The organism is Streptomyces spiroverticillatus (assembly GCA_014650415.1).
In the GTDB taxonomy this organism is placed as follows: Bacteria; Actinomycetota; Actinomycetes; order Streptomycetales; family Streptomycetaceae; genus Streptomyces; species Streptomyces spiroverticillatus.
The window spans coordinates 201,961-223,777 of record BMUX01000002.1; the positions used below are offsets into that span (position 1 = coordinate 201,961).

Sequence of the window (21,817 nt, forward strand, 5' to 3'; positions counted from 1 at the left end):
AACCCCGTCACCGCCCGTGTGTGCGGTTGTCAGCACCCTACGCAGTCCGCCGGACGCGGTCGCAACTCCGGTGCGTTTTGTGTCGTTCCTGCAACACTCCACCGGGCGCCGCGCTCACGCCTGTCCCGCCTCCCTCATCATGCGCAGTTCCTTCTTGAGTTCGCCGACCTCGTCGCGCAGCCGGGCGGCCACCTCGAACTGGAGCTCCGCGGCGGCGGCGCGCATCCGGGCGGTCATGTCCTCGATCTGCTGGGCCAGTTCGGCGGCCGGGCGGTCGGTGAGGACCTCGGTGGCACCCTTCTTGCCCTTCGCCGCCTTCGCGGCCTTGCCGCCCAGCGCCGGGACCGGGGCCTTGGCGTCCTTGCCCGCCTTGGGCTTGCGGTAGTCGGTGCCGAGCAGCTCCTCGGTGTCGACCTCCTCGCGGGCGATGGTCGCGACGATGTCGTTGATCTTCTTGCGGAGCGGCTGCGGGTCGATCCCGTGCTCCTTGTTGTACGCGACCTGCTTCTCGCGGCGGCGGTTGGTCTCGTCGATCGCCTTGGCCATCGCCGGGGTGATCCGGTCCGCGTACATGTGCACCTGGCCGGAGACGTTGCGCGCCGCGCGGCCGATGGTCTGGATCAGGGAGGTGCCGGAGCGCAGGAAGCCCTCCTTGTCGGCGTCGAGGATCGCCACCAGGGAGACCTCGGGCAGGTCGAGGCCCTCGCGCAGCAGGTTGATGCCGACCAGCACGTCGTACTCGCCGGCCCGCAGCTCGCGCAGCAGCTCGATGCGGCGCAGCGTGTCGACGTCGCTGTGCAAGTACCGGACCTGGATGCCCAGTTCGAGGAAGTAGTCGGTGAGGTCCTCGGCCATCTTCTTGGTGAGCGTGGTGACCAGGACGCGCTCGTCCTTCTCGGTGCGCTTCCTGATCTCGTGCACCAGGTCGTCGATCTGGCCCTCGGTGGACTTGACGACGACCTCCGGGTCGACGAGTCCGGTGGGGCGGATGATCTGCTCCACGAAGCCGTCGCCGCGCGAGAGTTCGTACGTGCCCGGGGTGGCCGACAGGTAGACGGTCTGGCCGATGCGCTTCTGGAACTCCTCCCACTTCAGCGGGCGGTTGTCCAGCGCCGACGGCAGCCGGAAGCCGTGGTCGACCAGGGTGCGCTTGCGGGAGGCGTCGCCCTCGTACATGGCGCCGATCTGCGGGACCGTGACGTGCGACTCGTCGAGGACCAGCAGGAAGTCCTCGGGGAAGTAGTCGAGGAGGGTGTGCGGGGCGGTGCCGGGGGCGCGGTCGTCGAAGTGCATCGAGTAGTTCTCGATGCCGGAGCAGCTGCCGATCTGGCGGAGCATCTCCAGGTCGTACGTGGTGCGCATGCGCAGACGCTGGGCCTCCAGCATCTTGCCCTGCTTCTCCAGCTCCCCGAGGCGCTCGGCGAGCTCCTTCTCGATGCCGTTGATCGCCTTTTCCATGCGCTCGGGGCCGGCGACGTAGTGGCTGGCGGGGAAGACGTACAGGCTCTGGTCCTCGCTGATGACCTCGCCGGTGAGCGGGTGCAGCGTGGACAGGGCCTCGATCTCGTCGCCGAACATCTCGATGCGGACGGCCAGTTCCTCGTACACCGGGAAGATCTCGATGGTGTCGCCGCGCACCCGGAAGGTGCCCCGCTGGAAGGCCATGTCGTTGCGCGTGTACTGGATGTCGACGAAGCGGCGCAGCAGGGCGTCGCGGTCGATCTCGTCGCCGACCTTGAGGGAGACCATGCGGTCCACGTACTCCTGCGGCGTGCCGAGGCCGTAGATGCAGGAGACGGAGGCGACCACGACGACGTCGCGGCGGGTGAGCAGCGAGTTCGTCGCGGAGTGGCGCAGCCGCTCGACCTCCTCGTTGATCGAGGAGTCCTTCTCGATGTAGGTGTCCGACTGCGGGACGTACGCCTCGGGCTGGTAGTAGTCGTAGTACGAGACGAAGTACTCGACGGCGTTGTTGGGCAGCAGCTCGCGGAACTCGTTCGCCAACTGGGCGGCGAGGGTCTTGTTGGGCGCCATGACGAGCGTGGGGCGCTGGAGCTTCTCGATCATCCAGGCGGTCGTCGCCGACTTGCCGGTGCCGGTGGCACCCAGCAGGACGACATCCTTCTCACCTGCGCGAATGCGCTTCTCCAGCTCGGCGATGGCCGCCGGCTGGTCACCGCTGGGCTGGTAGGGACTGACGACCTCGAAAGGCGCCACCGTACGTTCGATCTTGGAAACGGGCCGCATGCAACCACCGTACGACCCACCACTGACACTCACGTGGTGATCGGCCTTCGGGGGCGGGTGGAAGGCCGGGCGGGCGGGGACGGGCAGGCGGGTGGACGGGGCGCCAGGCGGGCGGGAAGCCGCGGCGGCCCGGTCGCGGACGGTGCGGATGCGTACCGGATCTGTCACAAGGCGTGATGAACGCACGTGTCACATCGTTCACCGCGTGGCCATTCCGCACCTGTTCCCCGTTGGCGCGCAGCTGTCACGCTCGGTCGCCCGAGTCGTCTTCTCGCGCAAGGAGAGATCCATGCTCACCCTCGCTGTCACCGCGACCCTGACCGCTCTCGCCGGCGGGACCGCGGGCGCCCTGCAGCCCCCGGTCGCCCCCGCCGCCGCCACTCCCCTGGTGATCGCCCACCGGGGCGCCTCGGGGTACGCGCCGGAGAACACCCTGGCCGCCGTCGACAAGGCGCGCCGGCTCGGCGTCGACTGGGTGGAGAACGACGTCCAGCGCACCAAGGACGGCGAGCTGGTGATCGTCCACGACGACAGCCTGGCGCGGACGACCAATGTCGAGCAGGTGTTCCCGAAGCGCGCCCCGTGGAAGATCAAGGACTTCACGGCGGCGGAGATCCGCAGGCTGGACGCGGGCAGTTGGTTCGGCCCCGCGTACGCGGGCGCGCGCGTGCCGACGCTCAAGCAGTACCTCCAGCGGGTGGACCACAACAAGCAGAAGCTGCTGATGGAGGTCAAGAACCCGGGGCTGTACCCCGGCATCGAGAAGGACATCCTCAAGGTGCTGCGCGCACAGGGGTGGCTGGATGCGGCGCACGTGCGGTCGCGGCTGGTGGTGCAGAGCTTCGACGCGGCGAGCGTCCGGTCCGTGCACGCCCAGCACAAGGGGCTGATCACCGGGCTCCTGGGCACGCCCAAGGTGGCCGATCTGCGCACGTACGCGGCGTACACCGACCAGATCAACCCGCAGCACACCACGCTCAGCAAGGAGTACGTGGCGGCCGTGCACCGGCTGAAGGGCGCGCACGGGCAGCGGCTGCGGGTGAACACCTGGACCGTGGACGACGCGGCGAACGCGAAGAAGGTCAAGGGCTTCGGGGTGGACGGGGTCATCAGCAACAAGCCGGACGTGGTGCGGGCCGCGATGCAGGGCTGACCTGCGGTTTCCTTGCGGGCGGGGCTCGTTGTCAGTGCCCGGTCGTACCGTGGGGGCGTGAACAGCGAAACGCCTTCGGCGAGTTGTGTGGAGTGGACCGTGGTCGCCAGTGACATCGGTCCGCTCCTGCTGGCCGCGACGGATGTCGGGCTGGTGAGTGTGGTCTTCCACGCGGACGAGAAGGTCCGGGCGAAGTCCCTGGAGCTGCTGGCGGCGCGGCTGGGCGCCGAGTTGGCCGAGGTGGCGGAGCCGATACCCGCGTCGAGCCGGCTGGCCGAGCCGGTGCGCCAGTTCGCCGCCTACTTCGCGGGCACGCTGCACCGCTTCGACCTGCCCCTGGACTGGTCGCTGACCACGGGGTTCAACCGCCAGGTGCTGCGCGAGCTGAACGACGGCGTGCCGTACGGGTCGGTCGTCGGGTACGGGGACCTGGCGGGCCGGGTGGGCCAGCCCGGGGCGGCGCAGGCGGTCGGCGCGGCGATGGGGTCCAATCCGCTGCCGGTGGTGGTGCCGTGCCACCGGGTGGTGGAGAGCGGCGGCGGGCTCGGCGGGTTCGGGGGCGGCCTGGAGACGAAGCGGGTGCTGCTGGCGTTGGAGGGGGTGCTGCCGGAGCCACTGTTCTGAGGGAGGTGTTCCGAGGGGCTGTTCGCGGGGTCCGGGGCCCGGGTCCTCCACCTGCTGCGGTGGGCGGGATTATCTGGTGCCCTGGGGGGTGTGGGCTGTCACACTGCGGCGGTGACGACATCCTTTGACAAGTACACATACATATTCGGCCCCCTTTCCGTGACCGCCGCCTCCTCGGCCCGCGACCTCGTCGGCCCCTGCGGAGAGGCGTGTACGAAGTGAGCACCACGGACAGGAACGACCACCCGGAAGGCCCCGGGGGACGCCCTCCGGCCGCGGCGGCCTCGGACGCGGCCTCGGACACACCGGGCCCCGGCGACACCGACCCGGCCGCCGGAGGCCTGGTCGCCGGAAGCCCGGCCGCGGACAGCACGCCGACGGCACCGGCCCCGGCCGCCCCACCGGCGGGTCCTCCCCCCGTCACCGAGGCCGAGCTGCCCGCGCTCCAGCGGCGGACCACCGCCGTCCTGGTCACCAGCCAGATCCTGGGCGGTCTCGGCGTCCCCTTCGGCATCACCCTCGCTCCCGTCCTGGCCACCGAGATCGCGGGAAGCGAAGCCTTCGCCGGGCTGGCCCCGACCGCCTCCGTGGTCGGCACGGCCCTGCTGTCGGTGCCGCTGGCCGCCCTGATGACGGCGCGCGGACGGCGTCCCGGGCTCGCGCTGGCCTATCTGATCGGGGCGCTCGGCGCGGCGGTCGTGGTGCTCGCCGCCCTGCTGGGGAGCTTCCCTCTGCTGCTGCTCGGCATGGCCGGGTTCGGCGCGGCCTCGCTGGCGAACCTCCAGGCCCGGTTCGCGGCCGCCGACCTGGCCGCCCCCGAGCGGCGCGGCCGGGCGATCTCGACGGTGGTCTGGGCGACCACCATCGGCGCGGTGCTCGGCCCGAACCTCGCGGCCCCGGCCGGACGCACCTTCGCCGGTACGTCGCTGCCGGTGACGGCGGCGCCGTTCGTGTGGGCCGCCGGGATCTTCCTGATCACCGGGATCATCGTCACCGTGCTGATGCGCCCCGACCCGCTGCTGACCGCGCGGGCGCTGTCCCCGCAGGAGGACCACTCGGCCGCGAGCCGCTCGCTGAAGGCGGGCATCGCCGCCGTGAAGGCCTCGCCGAGGGCCCGGCTCGCCCTGGTGACGGTCGCCGTCTCGCACACCGCGATGGTGTCGATCATGACGATGACGCCGGTGCACCTGGGCCACCACGGCGCCGGGCTGGAGCTGGTGGGCCTGGTGATCAGCGGCCACATCGCGGGGATGTACGCGTTCTCGCCGGTCATGGGGTGGCTCGCGGACCGGCTCGGGCGGCTGTCCGTGATCGGGCTCGCGGCCGGGCTGCTCTCGCTCGCCGCCCTGCTCGCGGGCACCTCCGGCGGCAGCCACGGGCAGACCGCCGCCGGACTCTTCGTGCTGGGCCTCGGCTGGTCGGCCGGGCTCGTCTCGGGCTCCGCGCTGCTGACGGACTCCGTGCCGCAGCCCGCCCGGGCCGCCGTGCAGGGCCTCTCCGACCTCACGATGAGCTCCGCGGCGGCCGTCGGCGGGGCGGCCGCCGGGCTGATCGTCGCGCAGGCGGGCTACGGCTGGCTGAACGCGGCCAGCGCCCTGCTGCTGGTGCCGATGGCGGTGCTGGCGCTGTTCGCGGCGCGTACGGACAAGGCGTGAGCCCGTACACAAGGCGTGAGCCCGTACACGTAACGACCCAGGAGGGTCCCTAGACGCGAGGGCCGCTAGAGGCTGATGTGGTAGGCCTTGCGCAGCGTCTCGTGGACCGTCCACGTCGTGCGGTCGCCCTCGCGCAGCACGCACGCGTCGCCCGGGCCGATCTCCAGGGTCGCGCCGCCCTCCACCGCGACGGTGGCGCGACCGCTGACCACGACGAACAGCTCGTTGGCCTCGGTGTCGGTCACCACGCCCGGCGTGATCTGCCAGATGCCCCGCAGCTGCTGGCCGTCCGGGGACTCCCACAGCACCTTGCCGGTGACCTCGGGAGTTCCGGAGACGATCTGCTCGGGGTCGAGCGGCTCGGGCTCCAGCTCGGCGTCCGGAATGTGCACGGAGAAAGAGGCGGGAAGTTGATCAATAGTCGTCATGGCCGGTCACCTTAGCGGTGCCGCCGCGCACCACTGCGACCAGGCCCGCAGCAGCCGTCGAAGCAAGGGTGGGGAAACCGTGATGAACGGTGGCGCGTGCTCCGGCGCACTCCGGGCACAGGTATGACACCAACCTTCAGGTAAGGCACCGGCCTTACTGTGTGCGCTACAGCCAGGGAGCTGCTGCCATGGAGATTTCGGGCATCATCAGCGCGATCGTGATCGGCCTCATCATCGGCATCCTCGGCAGGCTCGTGGTCCCGGGCCGCCAGAAGATCGGCATCCTGTGGACCATCCTCGTCGGCATCCTGGCGGCCCTGGCGGGCGCGGCCATCGCCAAGGCGCTCGGTGTGAACGACACCAAGGGCATCGACTGGATCGAGTGGCTCATCCAGATCGGTCTGGCGGCGGTCGGCGTCGCGGCCCTCGCGAGCGCCAAGTCCGGCAACCGCGGCCGGGGCCGCAGCCACAGGTAGACGCAGGTCGCCACAGGTGGCCGACGCTGCGACCGGGGCCCGGTCCAACGGGCCCCAACCGGAACCCCCGCCCGCCTCTTCGCCCCGTTGTGCCCGGAGTCTGGCCGGATCCCGCCGCGCGGGTGCAGACTCCACAGCGCGCACAGCGAACGGTCCTCGCAACCCTCCGCCGCACGGAGGTTGCGACACTCCGCGACACGAGTCGAAGGGGCGGGTGCACCATGAGCACAGGCACCACGAGCACGGGCACGACGGGCACGGGCACAGGCACCACGGGCAACAAGGCGGTCGCGTACCTCAAGCCCGGCGCCGTCGAAGTGACGACCATCGACTACCCGGCGCTGGAACTGCGCGACGGCCCCGGCGTCGCCCCCGACAACGTCGGCCGCACCTGCCGCCACGGGGTGATCCTGAAGGTCCTCGCCACCAACATCTGCGGCAGCGACCAGCACATGGTGCGCGGCCGCACCACCGCCCCCGAGGGCCTGGTCCTCGGCCACGAGATCACCGGCGAGGTGGTCGAGCGCGGCCCCGACGTCGAGTTCATCCAGAACGGCGACGTCGTCTCGGTCCCCTTCAACATCGCCTGCGGCCGCTGCCGCAACTGCAAGGAACGCAAGACCGGCATCTGTCTCAACGTCAACCCGGCCCGCCCCGGGGCCGCTTACGGCTATGTCGACATGGGCGGCTGGGTGGGCGGCCAGGCCCAGTACGTGATGGTCCCGTACGCCGACTTCAACCTGCTCCCCTTCCCCGACCGCGACGCGGCCCGCGAGAAGCTGCTCGACCTGGCGATGCTCTCCGACATCTTCCCGACCGGCTTCCACGGCGCGGTCTCGGCGGGTGCGGGCGTCGGTTCCACGGTGTACGTCGCCGGGGCGGGCCCCGTCGGACTGGCAGCAGCCGCGTCCGCCCAGCTCCTGGGCGCGGCCGTGGTCATCGTCGGCGACCTGAACGCCGAACGCCTCACCCAGGCACGGAGCTTCGGCTGCGAGACCGTCGACCTCACCCGGGGCCGGGTCGAGGACCAGATCGCCGAGATCCTGGGCGAGCCCGAGGTGGACGCGGCCGTCGACGCGGTCGGCTTCGAGGCCCGCGCGCACGGCCGCCCGGACGCCGAGGAGGCCCCGGCCACCGTCCTCAACTCCCTGATGACGCTCACCCGCGCCGGCGGCGCGCTCGGCATTCCCGGCCTGTACGTCACCGACGACCCCGGCGGCATCGACCAGGACGCCCGCACCGGCACGCTCAAGGTGCGCCTGGGGCTGGGCTGGGCGAAGAGCCACAGCTTCACCACCGGTCAGTGCCCGGTCATGCAGTACCACCGGGCCCTGTCGATGGCGATCCTGCACGAGCGCGTCCAGATCGCGATGGCGGTCAACGCGACGGTGATCCCCCTCGACGAAGCCCCGCGCGGCTACGCCGAGTTCGACCAGGGCGCGAGCCGCAAGTACGTCCTGGACCCGCACGGCGCACTGAACGGCGTCCGGCCGGTGTGACCCCGGGGGCTGCCGGGCGACGCGGGCTACTCCCCGTCGCCCGGCAGCCCGGTCCACGCCGGATGCCGGGCGTCGTCGGCCCGTACGACCACGTCGGCGGCCTCCGAGGGGGCGGTCTCGGCCTCGTACCGTACGAAGGCGGGCAGCGTCCACCGCTCGCTCTCGGCGGTACGCCGCTCCAGCGCCCCCGGCGACAGCCGCACGTGCACCGCCAGGTCGAACGGGAACCACCGGCCGAGCAGCAGCGGCCCGTGCACCAACAGCACGCCGCCGGGCGGGAGTTGTACGTACGGGCTGCGCGTCGCACGGTCGGCGACCGGGTCCCACAGATCGGGCAGCACACGCCCGTTCCCCCCGGCCTCCAGCGGCCCGAAGACCTCGCGCCACAGGGCCCCGGTGTCGAACCACCCGTCGAAGTACGTGTCCGGGTCCTGCTTGCCGTACTCGAAACGCAGCGAGGCGGACCGCAGGAAACCGTGCGTGTCGACCTCGTGCACGACGCGTCCGCGGTCGCGCAGGGCCTCGGCGAGCGGTGCGGCCAGCTCCCCCGTGCGCGCGGCGGGCGCACCGTCGATGCCGACCTTCAGCCAGGAGCTGCCGTCGGAGGGCTCCAGCCCGTCGAGATGCCGGGCCAGCCGTCCGGCGAGGCGACCCCAGGTGATCGGTAGAAACTGCACGCGCCCATCATCGCCGGTCCGGGGCACGGCGGCCTCTCCGGAGGGGGTCGGCTTGACCTTGCCACTGGCGTCAGGGTTGCACCCTCACCCCCATGAACCCCTCTCTCACCACCATGACCCCCTCTCCCCATCAGCGCGTCGTCCTCGTCACCGGAGCGGGCACCGGCATCGGCCGGGCCACCGCCCTCGCCTTCGCGGCGGAGGGCGCCCGGGTGATCGCCGTGGGCCGCAGACCGGAGCCCCTGACGGAAACGGCAGCCCAACACCCCACCCGCATCACCCCGTTGACCGCCGACATCACGGAGGACGGTGCCGCCGAAGCCCTCGTACGGGAGGCGGTCGCAACGTACGGACGCCTGGACGTCCTGGTCAACAACGCCGGAATCGTCGGCGAAGGGGCGCTCGGCAGCTGCACCCGGACCGGCATCGAGACGCAGCTGGCGACGAACCTGATCGCCCCGGTACTCCTCACGCAGGCCGCACTGCCCGCGCTCGCCGAGCACGCGGGCGTCGTCGTGAACATCAGCACCTCGGTCGGGCAGCGCGCCTGGCCGGGAAACTCGGTGTACGCAGCCTCGAAAACCGCGCTCGAACTCCTCACCCGCAGCTGGGCGGTGGAGCTCGCGCCGCGCGGCATCCGCGTGGTGGCCGTCGCGCCGGGCGCGGTCGACACCCCGATCGGCGAGCACCGGGGCCTTTCGCCGGACGAGCAGGACGCCGTACGGAACTGGCAGGTGGCACACACTCCGCTGGGCCGCATCGGCCGCCCCGAGGAGGTCGCCTGGGCGATCACTCGGCTGGCGGCACCGGAGGCGTCGTTCGTGACGGGGGTGGTGCTGCCGGTGGACGGGGGTGCGGTGGTGGCGTGAGCGCTCGACGTCGTACATGACAGTCGTACGTGATACGAAGTCCCCCGGGCGGCGACACGGGGGCGGACACCATGCGCATCGGAGAACTGGCACAGGCAACGGGGACGAGCACACGCGCCCTGCGGCACTACGAACAGTCCGGGCTGCTCACCTCCCGCCGCGAGGCCAACGGCTACCGGACCTACGACCCGGAGCGCTCCGTCGTACGGGTACGCAACATCCGCCAACTCCTCGACGTGGGGCTGACCTTGGAGGACGTACAGGACTTCGCCCCGTGCCTGGACGGCGACGTGCTGGCCGCCGTCCCCTCGGAGTCGAAGCTGCGGATCGCCCGGGACCGGCTCAGCGTGCTGAACGCGCGGATCGCAGCACAGACGGAGGCACGGGACAGGCTGGCGAGGGCACTGGAGGAGGCGGAGGCGGCGGGCGGCGCCGCCTGACGAGGGGACCGCACGGCGAAGCGGGGTATCCCCCTCCCATGAACCTCGTGGTCGTCGAACCCCTCAAGCGACGGCACTGCGCGGACTGCCGCCGGGGCCCGCTCCCTCTGCACATCCTCGAGTACAACGCGCCGCGCTGCCTGGACTGCGCCGACCTGGGCCACCTCGTCCTCCTCCCGCGCGGCAACGCGGCCCTCACCCGGCGGGCGCGGGAGGCCAGTTCCCTGTGGGCGGTGGTCGTCCGCTACCACAAACGCCGCAAGCGCTACGAACGCCAGGGCCTGCTGGTCGAGGAGGCCGCCCTCGCTCGCGCCGAGTCCGCGTGCCTGGCCGACGCCGAGGCCCGCGCCCGCCGCCGCGACCGCGACGCGGCCCGCCGCGCGGCCGAGGACCTCACCTTCACGGCGTCCTTCACCGTCGCGATCCTCGCCCTCTTCCCGTCCTGCCCACCCGACCGCGCCCACGCCGTCGCCGCCCACACCTCCCAGCGGGGCAGCGGCCGGGTGGGCCGCAGCGCGGCGGGCCGCACCCTGGACGAGTCCGCCGTGACGGCCGCCGTCCGCGCCTCGGTACGCCATGTGGACACCCCGTACGACGCACTGCTGATGGCGGGGGTGCCGAGACAGGAGGCGCGGGGGCGGGTGGGGGCGGCGATAGAGGGAGTGCTGGCGGGGTGGCGCGAGAACCCTTCGGCCTCGGACCGGGCACGCTAGGCTCCCTGCACGCTCCTTGGGGAGGAGCGTGCGTCTCAACGCACCTGAAACACGCCGCGGTTCACGCCCCGGCTTCTTCGTCCCGTGGGGGGATCTCTTGCAGGAAATGATCAAAGGCGCGAACGTCTCGCTGTCCGCGCTGACGGAACACCCTGAATCCTTCACGATCGGCCTGCGTTGGAGCAGCCCGAACGGCGAGGGGGACGCCGACGTGTCCGTGCTCCTGCTCAGTGCGGACGGCAAGGTACGGAGCAACGACGACTTCTTCTTCTACAACCACCAGACCGCTCCCGACGGAAGCGTCCAACTCCTCGGCCTGACACCGACCGACGACGGCACCGAGGACCGGATTCAGGTCTCCCTCCCGGCCTTGCCCGACGACGTCGTCAGGTTGGTGGTCGCCGCCAGCCGACACCACCGGGCGGCCTTCGGCGAGTTGGAGAATCTGGAGCTCGAACTCACGGACGGAACCGGCGAGAAGATCCTCCGGTTCGCCATCGCCGACGCGACCACGGAAAGCGCCTTCGTCTTCGGCGAGATGTACCGGCGTGGCGACGAGTGGAAGTTCCGCGCGGTGGGACAGGGGTACGACACCGGGCTCGCCGGGCTGGCCACCGACTACGGCATCGACGTCGACGAGGACGACGACCAGGGGAGCCAGGACGAGTCCCCGGCACAGCAGGACGACACGCAACCGCAGCTCCGTCCCGCCGTACCCGCACAGGCTCCGGGCAAGGACACACCCGCTCCGGCCTCTCGCGCAGAGACTGTGGCGGTGCCCTCCGCGCCGGCTTCCGCGGAGCCTGCCGCCGCCCCCGAACCGGCACCGCGTCGCGTACGTACGGCCAAGAAGAAGGTCACGCTTCCCAAGGTGGCCAAGGCGTCGCTCGCAGAGCACGACACCTGGCGCCCCTCCCGCCTGTTTCCGGCGTCGTCGCTGAAGAGCGACAGGGAACGCGAGATGAGGGCCACCTCCGTCCTGCTGTCAGTGATGGCTCAAGTGCCCGAGTTCGGACGCCGGTTGACGGCCGGGTTCGGCGCACCTGCGGGGCGCATGGAGACCTTCACGGAGGTTCAGCTGCCGCACGGGGAGAACCCGAAGCGGCCGGACGGCGTCATCAGGATCGAACGCGCGGGGAAGCTGTGGACCGCTCTGGTCGAGACCAAGACCAACGGCAATCCGCTGAAGAGCGAGCAGATCCAGGACTACGTCGACATCGCCGCCAGGCGCGGATACGAAGTCGTCATCACCCTCTCCAACGACGTCGCCCTGGAAGGCAGTCCGCTGGTCGACGTCAAGATCGACCGTCGGCGGAAGAACAAGGTCACCCTGTGGCACCTCTCCTGGGCCGAAGTGGCGCACCAGGCGCAGATGCTGATCCGGCACGAAGGCGTGCGGCACGAAGCGCACGCCTGGCTCCTCCAGGAGCTGCTCCACTATCTCCAGCACGAGAACTCGGGATGCCACGGCTTCCAGAACATGGGTCCTTCCTGGGTTCCGGTACGCAACGGCATCGACGAGGAAACCCTCTGCCCCGGTGATCCTCGCACCGTACGTGTGGTGGAGAGCTGGGAGCGGCTGGTCCGGCAGGTCTGTCTGCGTCTCGGCGGAGAACTCGGTGTGAAGGTGATCCCCGTCCAGCGGACGAAGCGGGGGGCCGACCCGCAGTCCCGGCGGGTCGAACTCGCCGACCGCTTCTGCGAGGACGGGCGGCTGCACGCGGACATCCGGGTCGACGGAGCCGTCGGCATCATGTCGCTCACCGCCGATCTGCGAATGGGGAGACTCCGTACGTCCGTAGACGTTCCCGCTCCGGAACAGGGGTACCCACTGAGCTGGGCCAAGCGTCTGGTCAAGCAGTTGGAAGGCGCGCCGGCGGACCTCCACGTACAGACCCTCCTCGAAGGCGAAGTGACCGGTCCTCGCGGAACCATGGAGAAGCTGCGCAGGGAGCCGGGCGATCTTCTTCCGAAGGGGGCGGTCCCCATCACGGGGTTCCGGCTGTCGCTCTCCAAGAGCGTGGGCAGCACCCGGGGCAACGCGGAGACGGGGTTCATCAGGTCCGTGGATGCCGCCGTGGCACACTTCCATCTGGCCGTCGTGGCCCAGGTGGTGCGGTCGTCGGCGGCACGCGGCAGAACGACAGTCACTGCAGGCTGACCTTCTGGTCGAGCACGAGCACGGCACGGAGGCCGTCCCCGAAGGTTCCGGGGGCGGCCTCCGCTGGCTCGCGCCCGGGTCAGGTGCCGCGCAGGCGGTTCAGTACGTCGACGGGGTCCGGGCCCGGTGGGCCCTCCGGCCACCAGTCGTCGGTGCCCGTTTCGGAGGCGTAGCCGTACCAGAGGGCGTCGTCCTGGCCGTAGCGGAGCTGGAAGCGGCCGGCGGTCAGGCGGTTGCGGGTGGGGCGGAAGTTCAGGCCGAGGACGAGCAGGGTGGAGCGGGCCCGGTCGAAGGGGCCGGCCGGTGGGTCCCAGGGGGTGTCCAGGACGGCGAGGGCTTCGGGGCCGCCCTGCCGCCAGGCGGCCACGGCCTTGGCCAGTTCGGTGGGAGTACGGCCGAGGGAGCGGGTCAGTGAGGTGTAGAGGGAGCGGGTCGACGCGGTCAGGCCCGAACCGGGCTGGGCGGCGGCGATCCGGACCGCGTCCTGCCAGGGGGTGAGCACGGCGAACGGGTCCGTGCCGGTGGTGAGCAGGGCGTGTGCCCGGTGGGCCGCGTCGGTGGCGAGGTGGTCCAGGGTGAGCGGGTCGGGGGCGCTGCGGAGGTGGGAGGGCGGGTACGAGGGGGGTGTGCCCGGGTGCGGGGGTGCCGGGAAGGCCGGGGGCAGCTCGCCGAGGGGGCGGGCGAGGGCTTCGCGGGCGGGGAGTGCGGGGACCGCCGGAGGTGTGCGGGACTCGGTGGCGGTGCGGGCGGCGTTGCGGTGGCCGAGGGCGTCGAGGACCTCGCGTTCGTCGCGGCCCCGGAGCAGGAAGACGACGAAGGGGTCCTCGTCGACGATGCGGGCCACCTGGTAGCAGAGGGCCGCAGCATGCTTGCAGGGGCGGCCCGCGTCCGGGCAGGTGCAGGAGGGCAGGAGGTCGCCCGCGGTGGCGGGCAGGAGGGGGATCTCCGCGAGCGGGAACTCCGGGTCGAGGAGGGCCTGCGGAACCGTCTTGGCGAGGAGGGACTCCAGGTGGGCGGGGTCGGCGGCGGCCGCGTCCAGGAACGTGTCCCAGTCCTCCGGGGCGAGGGTGCGCAGGCGCAGTTCGGCACGGTAGGGGCGGGCGCGGCTGCCGCGTACGTACGCCACGACGCGGCCCGGCGTGACGGTGATGGTGTCGACGTGACCCGCGTCGGCGTAGGCGCGGCCGCGGGCGAGGCGGGCGGGGTCGAGGGAGAGGTCCTCCAGCGCGGCCACCCACGCCTTGCCCCACCAGGTGACGGCGGGACCGGTCGCCTCGGGATCGGGCGGGAAGGTGCGGCGGCGGTCGGAGGTGGAGCCGCCGGTGGCGGATCCCGGTCCGGTGGCGGCGCTGCGTCCGGTGCCGGATCCCGGTCCGGTGCCGGTCGGGGCGGGCTGCTGGGGGCCGCGCCGGGCGGGATGGAGGTCGGTCGCATCGGCGAGGGTGGGCTGGGTGCCGCGGCCCACGGGGCGGGGCCCCGACGGGGCGGGCCGGCCGGCGCGCCAGGTGACCTGGAGGTCGGCCGAGGTGGAACGGGCGGCACGCCGCACGGGCTCGGGGTCATCCGGGGCGGGCTCGGTGAAAGCGGGCTCGACGGAGGCGGGTCCGGCAGGGTCGGGCTCGACGGAGGGGGGCTCGGTGGGCCAGGTGCCGAGCCGTGCGGGTCCGGCTCCGAGTCCGGCTCCGGCTCCGGCTCCGGTGCGGGCGTCGTCCGGGGCGGCCAACCAGGCCTGGACTGCCTGCCTCGCGGCCCGTTCGTCGTTCCGGGTGCTGTCCGGTGCGGCCGACGAGATCGGCTGGGGGTCGCGTCCTGCGGCCGTCGGCTTCTTCCCTCGGAGGTCCGTCTCCCCCGGGAGGCCTTCCGTGCGGCGGGCCGCATCTCTCGCGACCTGTGCCTCGCCCCGCGCAGTCTCCGTGTCCGGCGAGGGCGGTCGGCTGTCGCGTCCTGCCTGCGGCAGGGCCTCTCCTGCGGAGTCCGCCGCACCGGACGTCGCATGCCGGACGGCGCGGCGGGCGGCCCGGGCAGGGGTCGGCGTAGCGTCCGTGCCCGCTGCCGGGGGCTCGGCGGCGCGTCGGGTGTCCTCCCGGGTCGTGCCCCTGCCTGCCCGCGCGGCGCGCAGGGCCTCCCGGGCGGCCTGTGCGGCGGCGCTTCGGGTTTCAGCCGTCTCGGGAGGCTGAGGCTCCGATTCGGGTCGTACGGGCTCGGTGTCGGCCGGATCGGTGGCCTTCGGGCGGTGGATGCCGGTCAGCTCGGGGTGTGCGTCGCGTGGGGTCATGACGGCCTGCGCAGAGAGACGAGGTCGGCCAGTTCGCGGTCGGTGAGCTCGGTGAGGGCGGCCTCGCCGGAACCCAGGATGGCGTCCGCCAACGAGCGCTTGGAGGCCAGGAGTTCGGCGATCCGGTCCTCGACGGTGCCCTCGGCGATGAGGCGGTGGACCTGGACGGGCTGGGTCTGGCCGATGCGGTAGGCACGGTCGGTGGCCTGTTCCTCGACCGCCGGGTTCCACCAGCGGTCGAAGTGCACGACGTGGGCGGCGCGGGTGAGGTTGAGGCCGGTGCCCGCCGCCTTCAGCGAGAGCAGGAAGACGGGGACCTCGCCGGACTGGAAGCGGTCGACCATCTCCTCGCGCTGCGCCACCGGCGTTCCCCCGTGCAGGAGTTGGGCGGGGACGGCGCGGGCGGCCAGGTGCTGGGCGAGCAGGCGGGCCATGGTCACGTACTGGGTGAAGATCAGGACGGAGTCCTCCTCGGCGAGGATCGTGTCGAGGAGTTCGTCGAGGAGGGCCAGCTTGCCGGAGCGGGCCGAGGCCAGGCGGGCCGGGTCCTCCTTCAGGTACTGCGCGGGGTGGTTGCAGATCTGCTTGAGGGAGGTCAGCAGCTTCATGATCAGGCCGCGTCGGGCGATGCCCTCGGAGGTCTCGATGACGGCCATCGTCTCGTGCACTGCCGCCTGGTAGAGGGCGACCTGCTCGCGGGAGAGGGACACGGGGTGGTCGGTCTCGGTCTTGGGCGGCAGTTCGGGGGCGATGCCGGGGTCGGACTTCTTGCGGCGCAGGAGGAAGGGGCGGACCAGGCGTGAGAGGCGCTCGACCGCCTCCGGGTCCTCGCCGCCCTCGACCGCGCGGGCGTGCCGGGCGCGGAAGGAGGTGAGGGGGCCGAGGAGGCCGGGGGTCGTCCAGTCCAGGAGGGCCCACAGCTCGGAGAGGTTGTTCTCGACGGGGGTGCCGGTGAGGGCGACACGGGCCGGGGAGGGGATCGTACGCAGCGCCTTGGCGGTGGAGGAGCGTGCGTTCTTCAGGTGCTGGGCCTCGTCGGCGACGATCATGTTCCAGCTGTGTTCGGCCAGTTGGGCGGCGCTGGTGCGCATGGTGCCGTAGGTGGTGAGGACGAATCCGCCGTCGTACGGGCGCGGGTCGGGCGGGGTGTCTTCGGGGCGCGTGCCGGCCGCCGTGAACAGGCCATCGGCGGGCGGCTCGTCCAACGTGCGGGTCGTGCCGTGGAAGCGGCGGACGGGGACGCCGGGGGCGAAGCGCTCGATCTCGCGCTGCCAGTTGCCGAGGAGGGAGGCGGGGCAGACCACCAGGGTGGGGGCGGTGCGGGTGCCCGGGGTGGGGCGGGCGGCGTCCGCCCGGTGCAGGTGGAGGGCGATCACGGTGATCGTCTTGCCGAGGCCCATGTCGTCGGCGAGGCAGCCGCCGAGCCCGAGGGAGGTCATGAGGTCGAGCCAGGCCAGACCGCGGAGCTGGTAGTCGCGCAGGGTGGCCTTCAGGGCGGGCGGCTGGGGGACGGTGTCGGCGCCGCCGCGCGCGAGCCGGTCGCGGAGGGTGGCCAGCGCCCCCACCGGCACCGCGTCGACCCGCTCCCCGTCGACCTCGGCGGTGCCGGTGAGGGCGACCTCCAGCGCGTCGGCCGGGTCCAGCAGCCCCAACTGCCTTTTGCGTGCCTTGCGTACGAGTGCGGGGTCGACCACCACCCACTGGTCGCGCAGCCGGACCACCGGGCGGTGCTCCTCGACCAGGGCGTCCATCTCGGCCTCGGTGAGGTCCTCGCCGCCCAGTGCCAACTGCCAGCTGAACGCGAAGAGGTGCTCGGAGTCGAAGAACGGTGTGCCGTCGGTGGCCGAGCCGGGTGCGGGGCGCACCACCGCCGTGGCGGTGAGCGTACGGGCCAGGTCGCGGGGCCAGTGGACGGCGACCCCGGCGGCCTCAAGGCGGTGCGCCGCCGCACCCAGGAGGTCGTACAACTCCTCGTCGGAGAGCGGCAGTACGTCGGGTGCGGGCTGCTCCAGGAGGCGGGCGAGCGGTGGCCAGACGCGTCCGGCGCGGCGCAGGGCGAGGACCGTGTCGACGCGGGCGCGGGGGCCGAAGGACTCGCCGCCGTCGCCGGACCAGAGGTCGGCGGCGTCGACCAGGTGGGTGGGGTCGGCGAGGCTGTGCACCTGGACGACGGCGGCTCCCGCGCGGCGCGCCCGGGGCCGGCGGCCGTCCTCGGCGTCCTCCTCGTGGGGGTCGAAGAGTCCGTACGCCGGCAGGTCGAGCCGGAGCGAGACCCGCACCCCCGCGTCCGCGCCGGCCGCGACCTCGGCGGCCCACTCGCGCAGCCGCGGCAGGTGCTGGGCCTCGGACGCGGCGTACGCGTCCCCGAAGGCGAGGGCGGCGGCGGGGGTCCGGGGCAGTACGTCGGCGACGGCGTCCACGAAGGACCGCACCAGGTGGGCGGGTTCGGGGACCTGGAGCGGGGTGCGGCCGGGAAGCGGGGAGGCGTACCCCTCGGGCGGGAGCGCGGCGGCGATCGCGCGCAGCTGGGCGACGTCGGATGCGTCCGGCGGCCCGGCCCGCCAGGCGTCCTGGTCGCCCGGGGTGAGTCCGGGCAGCAGGAGCCCGCGTGCGACGAGGTGCAGGGCGTGCAGGGCGGCGGCGCCCCAGCAGCGGGCGGCGGGGTGGGCGGCCGGGGCGTGCCGGGCGGCGACGAGCAGGGGCAGGGCGTCGGCGAGCGGGAGGAGCCGGGCCGCGACCGTACGCGTACGGACGACCGCGCCCTGGCGGCGGACGACGGTGAGGGTGTCCTCGGCGCCGGGCGGCGGAGGCCCGTCGGGGGCCCACAGGGCGATGCGGGCGTCGCGGGGCAGGGGTGCGGGGACGTAGAGCGCGGCCGTACCGGCGGGAAGACGCGTCGCGTCGGACGCGTCGGAGCCCCCTGGCCCACGACCGTCGGAGCCCTCCGGCCCACGACCGGCCCGCGACGGCGCGTACGAGGTGTCCATGGTGGCCGCGCCTCCCCTCCGGTTGTGCGTCTGCGCAGGTCGGCGCAGGTTTCCTTCGTGGATCTGCGAGTGTACGGGTGGGGTCTGACAATGCGGGTCGCGCGAAGGGGGCGCGGTGTACGGGGACGGGGCGTGCGGGAGGCCGGTCCCGGGCGGCAGAGCGTCGTCGGCTACCTCAGCAGGAAGCTCTCCGCCGCCCTCGCCCCCGACTCCGCACCTTCGTGCACCCGCAGCTGCGTCGAGTGGCCCGCTCCCTTGAGGACGACGAGTTCGGCCTGCGGCAGCCGGGACGTGACCTCCCTGGCCCAGGGCAGCGGCGTGGAGATGTCGCGGTCGCCCTGGAGGAGCAGGACGGGGGCCTTGAGCGCCCGGTAGCCGTCCGCCGCGTCGAGCGCGCGCGACACGGGCCAGTGCAGGCAGGTCTGCGCGATGCCCTGTCCGGCGGCGGTGCGCGCCTCGAACGGCCAGACGTCCCGTTCCCTCAGCTTGCGCACGGCACGGTCCAGCGCGGCGGCCCGCCTGGCCTCCGGCGATGCCGCGTTCCCCCACGGGAAGGGCGTGTCCGCGCACAGGGTCGCGGCGTGCAGGCCCGAGCTGAACTCCTTCGGCGACGATCCGTCCGACTCGGCGAACCCCTTCACCAGTGCGTCGAGTTGCCCCGTGTCTCCCGCCGCCGACTTGTGGAGTGCGCCGAGGATGCCGTAGCGCGGGTTCTTCAGCGGGGCGTCGATGATGCTGGCGGTGACGAGCAGGTTGAACACACCGACGCCGTTGCCGTCCCGGCGGACGACCTTCGCGAGGTCGGCCGCCGGGTCGTAGCCGCAGGACTGTTCGCGGCAGGCGGTGCGCAGCACCTGTGCCGCGTGCCGCAGCGACGCCGTGTAGAGGCCGTCGGCCGCGTCCAGGGGTACCACGGAGTCCAGGACGAGCCGGGTGACGTTCCCCGGGTGCGTCAGCGCGTACTGGCCCGCGGTGAAGGTCCCGTACGAGACACCGTCCAGGCTCCACCGCCGCACGCCCAGCGCCCGGCGCAGGTCGTCGAGGTCGGCGACGGCGTCGGCGGTGGTGAAGTGGTTGCGCGACTCCCCCAGCCGCTCGGCGCACGCGCGCACGGCCGCGCGCGTGGGCGGCACGGTGTCGCTGCCGCCGACCTCCTTCTGGAGCTGCGGGCAGTCGAGGGCGGTGCCTCCGGTGCCCCGCTGGTCGATCATGACGAGGCGGTAGTCGGCGACCGCCCGGGGCAGCCCCTCGCGCACCTTCTTGAGGTACTCCACGCCCGGTTGTCCCGGCCCTCCGGTGAGGAAGAGCAGCACCCCTCGGGGAGCGTCCGCGTTGTCCGCCGCGGCGACCTGCAGCTTCAGGACGCCCTTGCGCCGGGTGCGGTCCAGGGGCACCACCAGTTCCGAGCAGGTGGCTTTCTCGGCACCGGGACAGGGGTGCGAGTTCGTCAGCACCGGCTTGCCCGGTGGTGCGCTCTGCGGGGGTGCCGAGCCGACGCAGGAGACCAGGGCGAAGACCGCGGCCGCGGTCGTCGTGCACACACGGGTGAGAGCAGGCATGGGTCACTCCCGGCGGAAGGTCGTTGGGGTCGCTCTCATCCTGGGCCGCGGTGCGGCGCGGGCGTTGAAGATTCGTGCTCGATGGGTGCGCGTCGCGCGGGCGTCCGCCGTACGGGCGCCAGCTCCTGTCGTACGGAACTGGGCACGGCCCCGGTGTACTGGCGCACCACCCGCGTCAGATGCGCCTGGTCGGCGAACCCGTACGCCGCCGCGAGTGCGCGCAGCCCCGGTCCGCCCTCCGCCAGGGCGTGCAGCACGGCCCGTACCCGCACCTGGTTGCGGTAGGCGGTGAGGGTGCTGCCGGTGACGGCGCGGAAGACCCGGCTGAGGTGGTGCGGGGAGGCGCCCACGGTCCGGGCCAGCTCGTCGAGGGTGAGGGCGGGCAGGTGCTCCGGGTGGGCCGTCAGGGCAGCGCAGGCATCGGCGGCGAGTCTGCGGTGCGCCTTGGCCGTCGCCGGGCCGCAGGAGCCGCGCACGGTCCACTGCCCGGCCGCACCGGCGACCCCGTCGAGCAACGCGTGGGTGCGCTCGGTGAGTTCGAAGACGTCCGCGCCCCTGCGGGCGGCTGCGACGAACGCCCGGTGCCGGAGATCGGTCGCACCGTCCACGGCGACGGCGCGAGCACCGGAGAGGTGGGGTGCGCGGGGGCGGCGGTCGAACCGGTCGGCGAAGTACCGCGCATCCATCTGGAGGATTGTTGAACGATCCCCCGATCCTGCGGGATGGGCGATGTGGTGCTCGTCGCCCGGGCGCAGCAGATGGCCGCCGGTGACGTCGACGAAGAACTCCTCGCCGTTCACCCTGCGCAGGTATCCCCCGGCCCGGGTCAGTGCGACGCCGTACATGTCCTCGCGCCCCGGGCCCACGAACCCCGTGCGGTCCTCGCAGCAGTGGATGTCGGTCACCGTGAGGGCGTCCGTGCAGAACAACGTCTGCCCGGCACCCCGGCGTTCGCGCACGACCTCGCTCCACCGGGCGGGCACCCGATCCCCTCCGAAGACCCTGTCCACGCCTCCTCCCGTCAGAGGGCCAGCGTGCCGACACCGGCGTACCAGTGCCCGCCCGCACGCAGGTGGTCCCCCACCGCACGCTCCAGCGAGGTGCGCCGGGGCAGCCCGGACACGGGGAGATCGGGGTCGCCGAAGACGAAGCGGACGGTCCACGCGTCGTACTCCTCCTCCCCCTGGACGATCCGCTCGAACAGGTCCTGGAAGCGCAGGATGCGCGATCCCTCGGGCAGCCGGTCGCGCAACTGCGGGTCGAGCAGCCAGGACTCGCAGATCGCGATGTCGTGCCGCTCACCGGGGAAGTACCGGGGGAAGAAGGCACGGGCCCATTCCAGGGACGCCGCGCACGCGCTCGGCGAGAGCGGGCCCAGGAAGTCCGGTATGTGGATGCTCAGGCAGGCGTCACCGACCCTGCCCGGCCGCCCCGCCAGCTCCAGGCAGGAGCCGGCCCACGCCTGCACGTGGGTCCGCTGGAACTGCAGGCGGCCCAGCTGGAAGATCTCGCCGCGGAAGTGCATCCGGATCCAGTTCGGCACGGACAGCCCGCCCTCGCCGAAGCGCCTGCGGTGCACCGCCATGTTGCGCCCGAGGTCGGCCAGCGTGCGCCGGGACACCTCGTCCGGGATGCCCAGAGCGCGGTGGTGGGCGCGTACGTGCGGGAGCATCGCGACGAAGACGTTCACCGCGAAGTACCGCCCCGCCGCCCCGTACGCCTCCGGTAGCACCGGGAGCTTCACCCCCCGGCCCGGCACGCCCATGTCGCGCACCAGCCCCTGGACGCAGCGTTCCAGGAGCCAGCGCCACCCCGGGTCCTCGGTCGTCGTGCGCCGCACGGCGACCAGCGGGTTGATGTCCTCGTGCGGCACCGTGAGGTCCAGGAGCACCTCGGGCAGCCCGTCCGCCTCCGGCAGTTCGACTGCCGCCCCGACCCCCTCCAGCGCCTCCAGCTCGCGCAGCCAGTCCGCCAGTTCCGCGTCTTCCCGCAGCGACTTCCGTACGTCCGTCACAGCCCGCCCCTCCCGCTCGATGCCTCCGCCTGAATCCCCG

Annotated in this window: 17 protein-coding genes; 9 read left to right on the forward strand and 8 right to left on the reverse strand. The window is 72.7% G+C overall.

Features of this window, described 5'->3' with window-relative positions:
• Positions 1-114: 114 nt before the first annotated feature.
• Positions 115-2,247: an excinuclease ABC subunit UvrB gene (gene uvrB, locus IE269_RS05295; RefSeq protein ID WP_189821565.1), complete on the reverse strand. Its 2,133-nt coding sequence runs from the start codon at positions 2,245-2,247 to the stop codon at positions 115-117.
• 289 nt (positions 2,248-2,536) lie between these two features.
• On the opposite strand from uvrB, the gene IE269_RS05300 reads away from it, so the two are divergent.
• From IE269_RS05300 to IE269_RS05310, 3 genes are all read left to right on the forward strand, one after another.
• A complete protein-coding gene (locus tag IE269_RS05300) occupies positions 2,537-3,400 on the forward strand; it encodes a glycerophosphodiester phosphodiesterase (RefSeq protein ID WP_189821566.1) in 864 nt (287 codons plus the stop codon).
• Between the two features lie 57 nt (positions 3,401-3,457).
• On the forward strand, positions 3,458-4,024 hold the full coding sequence (locus IE269_RS05305; protein ID WP_189821567.1) for a methylated-DNA--[protein]-cysteine S-methyltransferase: 567 nt from the start codon (positions 3,458-3,460) through the stop codon (positions 4,022-4,024).
• 434 nt (positions 4,025-4,458) lie between these two features.
• A complete protein-coding gene (locus IE269_RS05310; protein WP_229897883.1) occupies positions 4,459-5,679 on the forward strand; it encodes an MFS transporter in 1,221 nt (406 codons plus the stop codon).
• A 65-nt stretch (positions 5,680-5,744) separates the two neighbouring features.
• Here the strand turns inward: IE269_RS05310 and IE269_RS05315 are convergent, their stop codons facing one another.
• Entirely contained in the window at positions 5,745-6,107 is a 363-nt protein-coding gene (locus IE269_RS05315; protein ID WP_189821568.1) for a cupin domain-containing protein, read from the reverse strand.
• A 188-nt stretch (positions 6,108-6,295) separates the two neighbouring features.
• Between IE269_RS05315 and IE269_RS05320 the strand changes: the two genes are divergently transcribed.
• Together IE269_RS05320 and fdhA are read left to right on the forward strand one after the other, a co-directional pair.
• The gene (locus tag IE269_RS05320; protein WP_189821569.1) at positions 6,296-6,583 is read left to right on the forward strand and encodes a GlsB/YeaQ/YmgE family stress response membrane protein; all 288 of its coding nucleotides are present in this window, start codon (positions 6,296-6,298) and stop codon (positions 6,581-6,583) included.
• 221 nt (positions 6,584-6,804) lie between these two features.
• Positions 6,805-8,082: a formaldehyde dehydrogenase, glutathione-independent gene (gene fdhA, locus IE269_RS05325; protein ID WP_189821570.1), complete on the forward strand. Its 1,278-nt coding sequence runs from the start codon at positions 6,805-6,807 to the stop codon at positions 8,080-8,082.
• 26 nt (positions 8,083-8,108) lie between these two features.
• On the opposite strand, the gene IE269_RS05330 is transcribed toward fdhA, so the two are convergent.
• A complete protein-coding gene (locus IE269_RS05330; protein WP_189821571.1) occupies positions 8,109-8,759 on the reverse strand; it encodes a nucleoside/nucleotide kinase family protein in 651 nt (216 codons plus the stop codon).
• 92 nt (positions 8,760-8,851) lie between these two features.
• Here IE269_RS05330 and IE269_RS05335 point away from each other — a divergent pair, with 92 nt between their 5' ends.
• The 4 genes from IE269_RS05335 to IE269_RS05350 all read left to right on the forward strand — a co-directional run bounded on the left by IE269_RS05335 (position 8,852) and on the right by IE269_RS05350 (position 12,942).
• Entirely contained in the window at positions 8,852-9,628 is a 777-nt protein-coding gene (locus tag IE269_RS05335) for an SDR family NAD(P)-dependent oxidoreductase (RefSeq protein WP_229897847.1), read from the forward strand.
• A 71-nt stretch (positions 9,629-9,699) separates the two neighbouring features.
• Positions 9,700-10,068, forward strand: a complete 369-nt coding sequence (locus IE269_RS05340) for a MerR family transcriptional regulator (protein WP_189822052.1) — start codon at positions 9,700-9,702, stop codon at positions 10,066-10,068.
• A 38-nt stretch (positions 10,069-10,106) separates the two neighbouring features.
• Positions 10,107-10,781, forward strand: coding sequence for a DUF2293 domain-containing protein (locus IE269_RS05345; RefSeq protein ID WP_189821572.1), 675 nt, complete (start codon positions 10,107-10,109; stop codon positions 10,779-10,781).
• Positions 10,782-10,887: 106 nt separating this feature from the next.
• A complete protein-coding gene (locus tag IE269_RS05350; RefSeq protein ID WP_189821573.1) occupies positions 10,888-12,942 on the forward strand; it encodes a TerD family protein in 2,055 nt (684 codons plus the stop codon).
• A 79-nt stretch (positions 12,943-13,021) separates the two neighbouring features.
• Here IE269_RS05350 and IE269_RS05355 read toward each other — a convergent pair whose 3' ends face one another.
• The 5 genes from IE269_RS05355 to IE269_RS05375 all read right to left on the reverse strand — a co-directional run bounded on the left by IE269_RS05355 (position 13,022) and on the right by IE269_RS05375 (position 21,777).
• Positions 13,022-15,217, reverse strand: coding sequence for an SWIM zinc finger family protein (locus IE269_RS05355; RefSeq protein WP_189821574.1), 2,196 nt, complete (start codon positions 15,215-15,217; stop codon positions 13,022-13,024).
• A complete protein-coding gene (locus IE269_RS05360) occupies positions 15,214-18,204 on the reverse strand; it encodes a DEAD/DEAH box helicase (RefSeq protein ID WP_189821575.1) in 2,991 nt (996 codons plus the stop codon). The genes IE269_RS05355 and IE269_RS05360 overlap by 4 nt, the downstream gene beginning before the upstream one ends.
• A gap of 170 nt (positions 18,205-18,374) precedes the next feature.
• Positions 18,375-19,763: an alpha/beta hydrolase gene (locus tag IE269_RS05365; protein WP_189821576.1), complete on the reverse strand. Its 1,389-nt coding sequence runs from the start codon at positions 19,761-19,763 to the stop codon at positions 18,375-18,377.
• 35 nt (positions 19,764-19,798) lie between these two features.
• A complete protein-coding gene (locus tag IE269_RS05370) occupies positions 19,799-20,722 on the reverse strand; it encodes a helix-turn-helix domain-containing protein (protein ID WP_189821577.1) in 924 nt (307 codons plus the stop codon).
• Positions 20,723-20,784: 62 nt separating this feature from the next.
• On the reverse strand, positions 20,785-21,777 hold the full coding sequence (locus tag IE269_RS05375) for an acyltransferase domain-containing protein (RefSeq protein WP_438817572.1): 993 nt from the start codon (positions 21,775-21,777) through the stop codon (positions 20,785-20,787).
• Positions 21,778-21,817 lie beyond the last annotated feature (40 nt).

Excerpts from the sequence above, each read along its gene's own strand:
- uvrB (WP_189821565.1), bottom strand. The coding sequence starts at position 2,247 with ATGCGGCCCGTTTCCAAGATCGAACGTACGGTGGCGCCTTTCGAGGTC.
- IE269_RS05300 (WP_189821566.1), top strand. The coding sequence starts at position 2,537 with ATGCTCACCCTCGCTGTCACCGCGACCCTGACCGCTCTCGCCGGCGGG.
- IE269_RS05315 (WP_189821568.1), bottom strand. The coding sequence starts at position 6,107 with ATGACGACTATTGATCAACTTCCCGCCTCTTTCTCCGTGCACATTCCG.
- IE269_RS05320 (WP_189821569.1), top strand. The coding sequence starts at position 6,296 with ATGGAGATTTCGGGCATCATCAGCGCGATCGTGATCGGCCTCATCATC.
- fdhA (WP_189821570.1), top strand. The coding sequence starts at position 6,805 with ATGAGCACAGGCACCACGAGCACGGGCACGACGGGCACGGGCACAGGC.
- IE269_RS05335 (WP_229897847.1), top strand. The coding sequence starts at position 8,852 with ATGAACCCCTCTCTCACCACCATGACCCCCTCTCCCCATCAGCGCGTC.
- IE269_RS05340 (WP_189822052.1), top strand. The coding sequence starts at position 9,700 with ATGCGCATCGGAGAACTGGCACAGGCAACGGGGACGAGCACACGCGCC.
- IE269_RS05345 (WP_189821572.1), top strand. The coding sequence starts at position 10,107 with ATGAACCTCGTGGTCGTCGAACCCCTCAAGCGACGGCACTGCGCGGAC.
- IE269_RS05350 (WP_189821573.1), top strand. The coding sequence starts at position 10,888 with ATGATCAAAGGCGCGAACGTCTCGCTGTCCGCGCTGACGGAACACCCT.
- IE269_RS05355 (WP_189821574.1), bottom strand. The coding sequence starts at position 15,217 with ATGACCCCACGCGACGCACACCCCGAGCTGACCGGCATCCACCGCCCG.
- IE269_RS05360 (WP_189821575.1), bottom strand. The coding sequence starts at position 18,204 with ATGGACACCTCGTACGCGCCGTCGCGGGCCGGTCGTGGGCCGGAGGGC.
- IE269_RS05365 (WP_189821576.1), bottom strand. The coding sequence starts at position 19,763 with ATGCCTGCTCTCACCCGTGTGTGCACGACGACCGCGGCCGCGGTCTTC.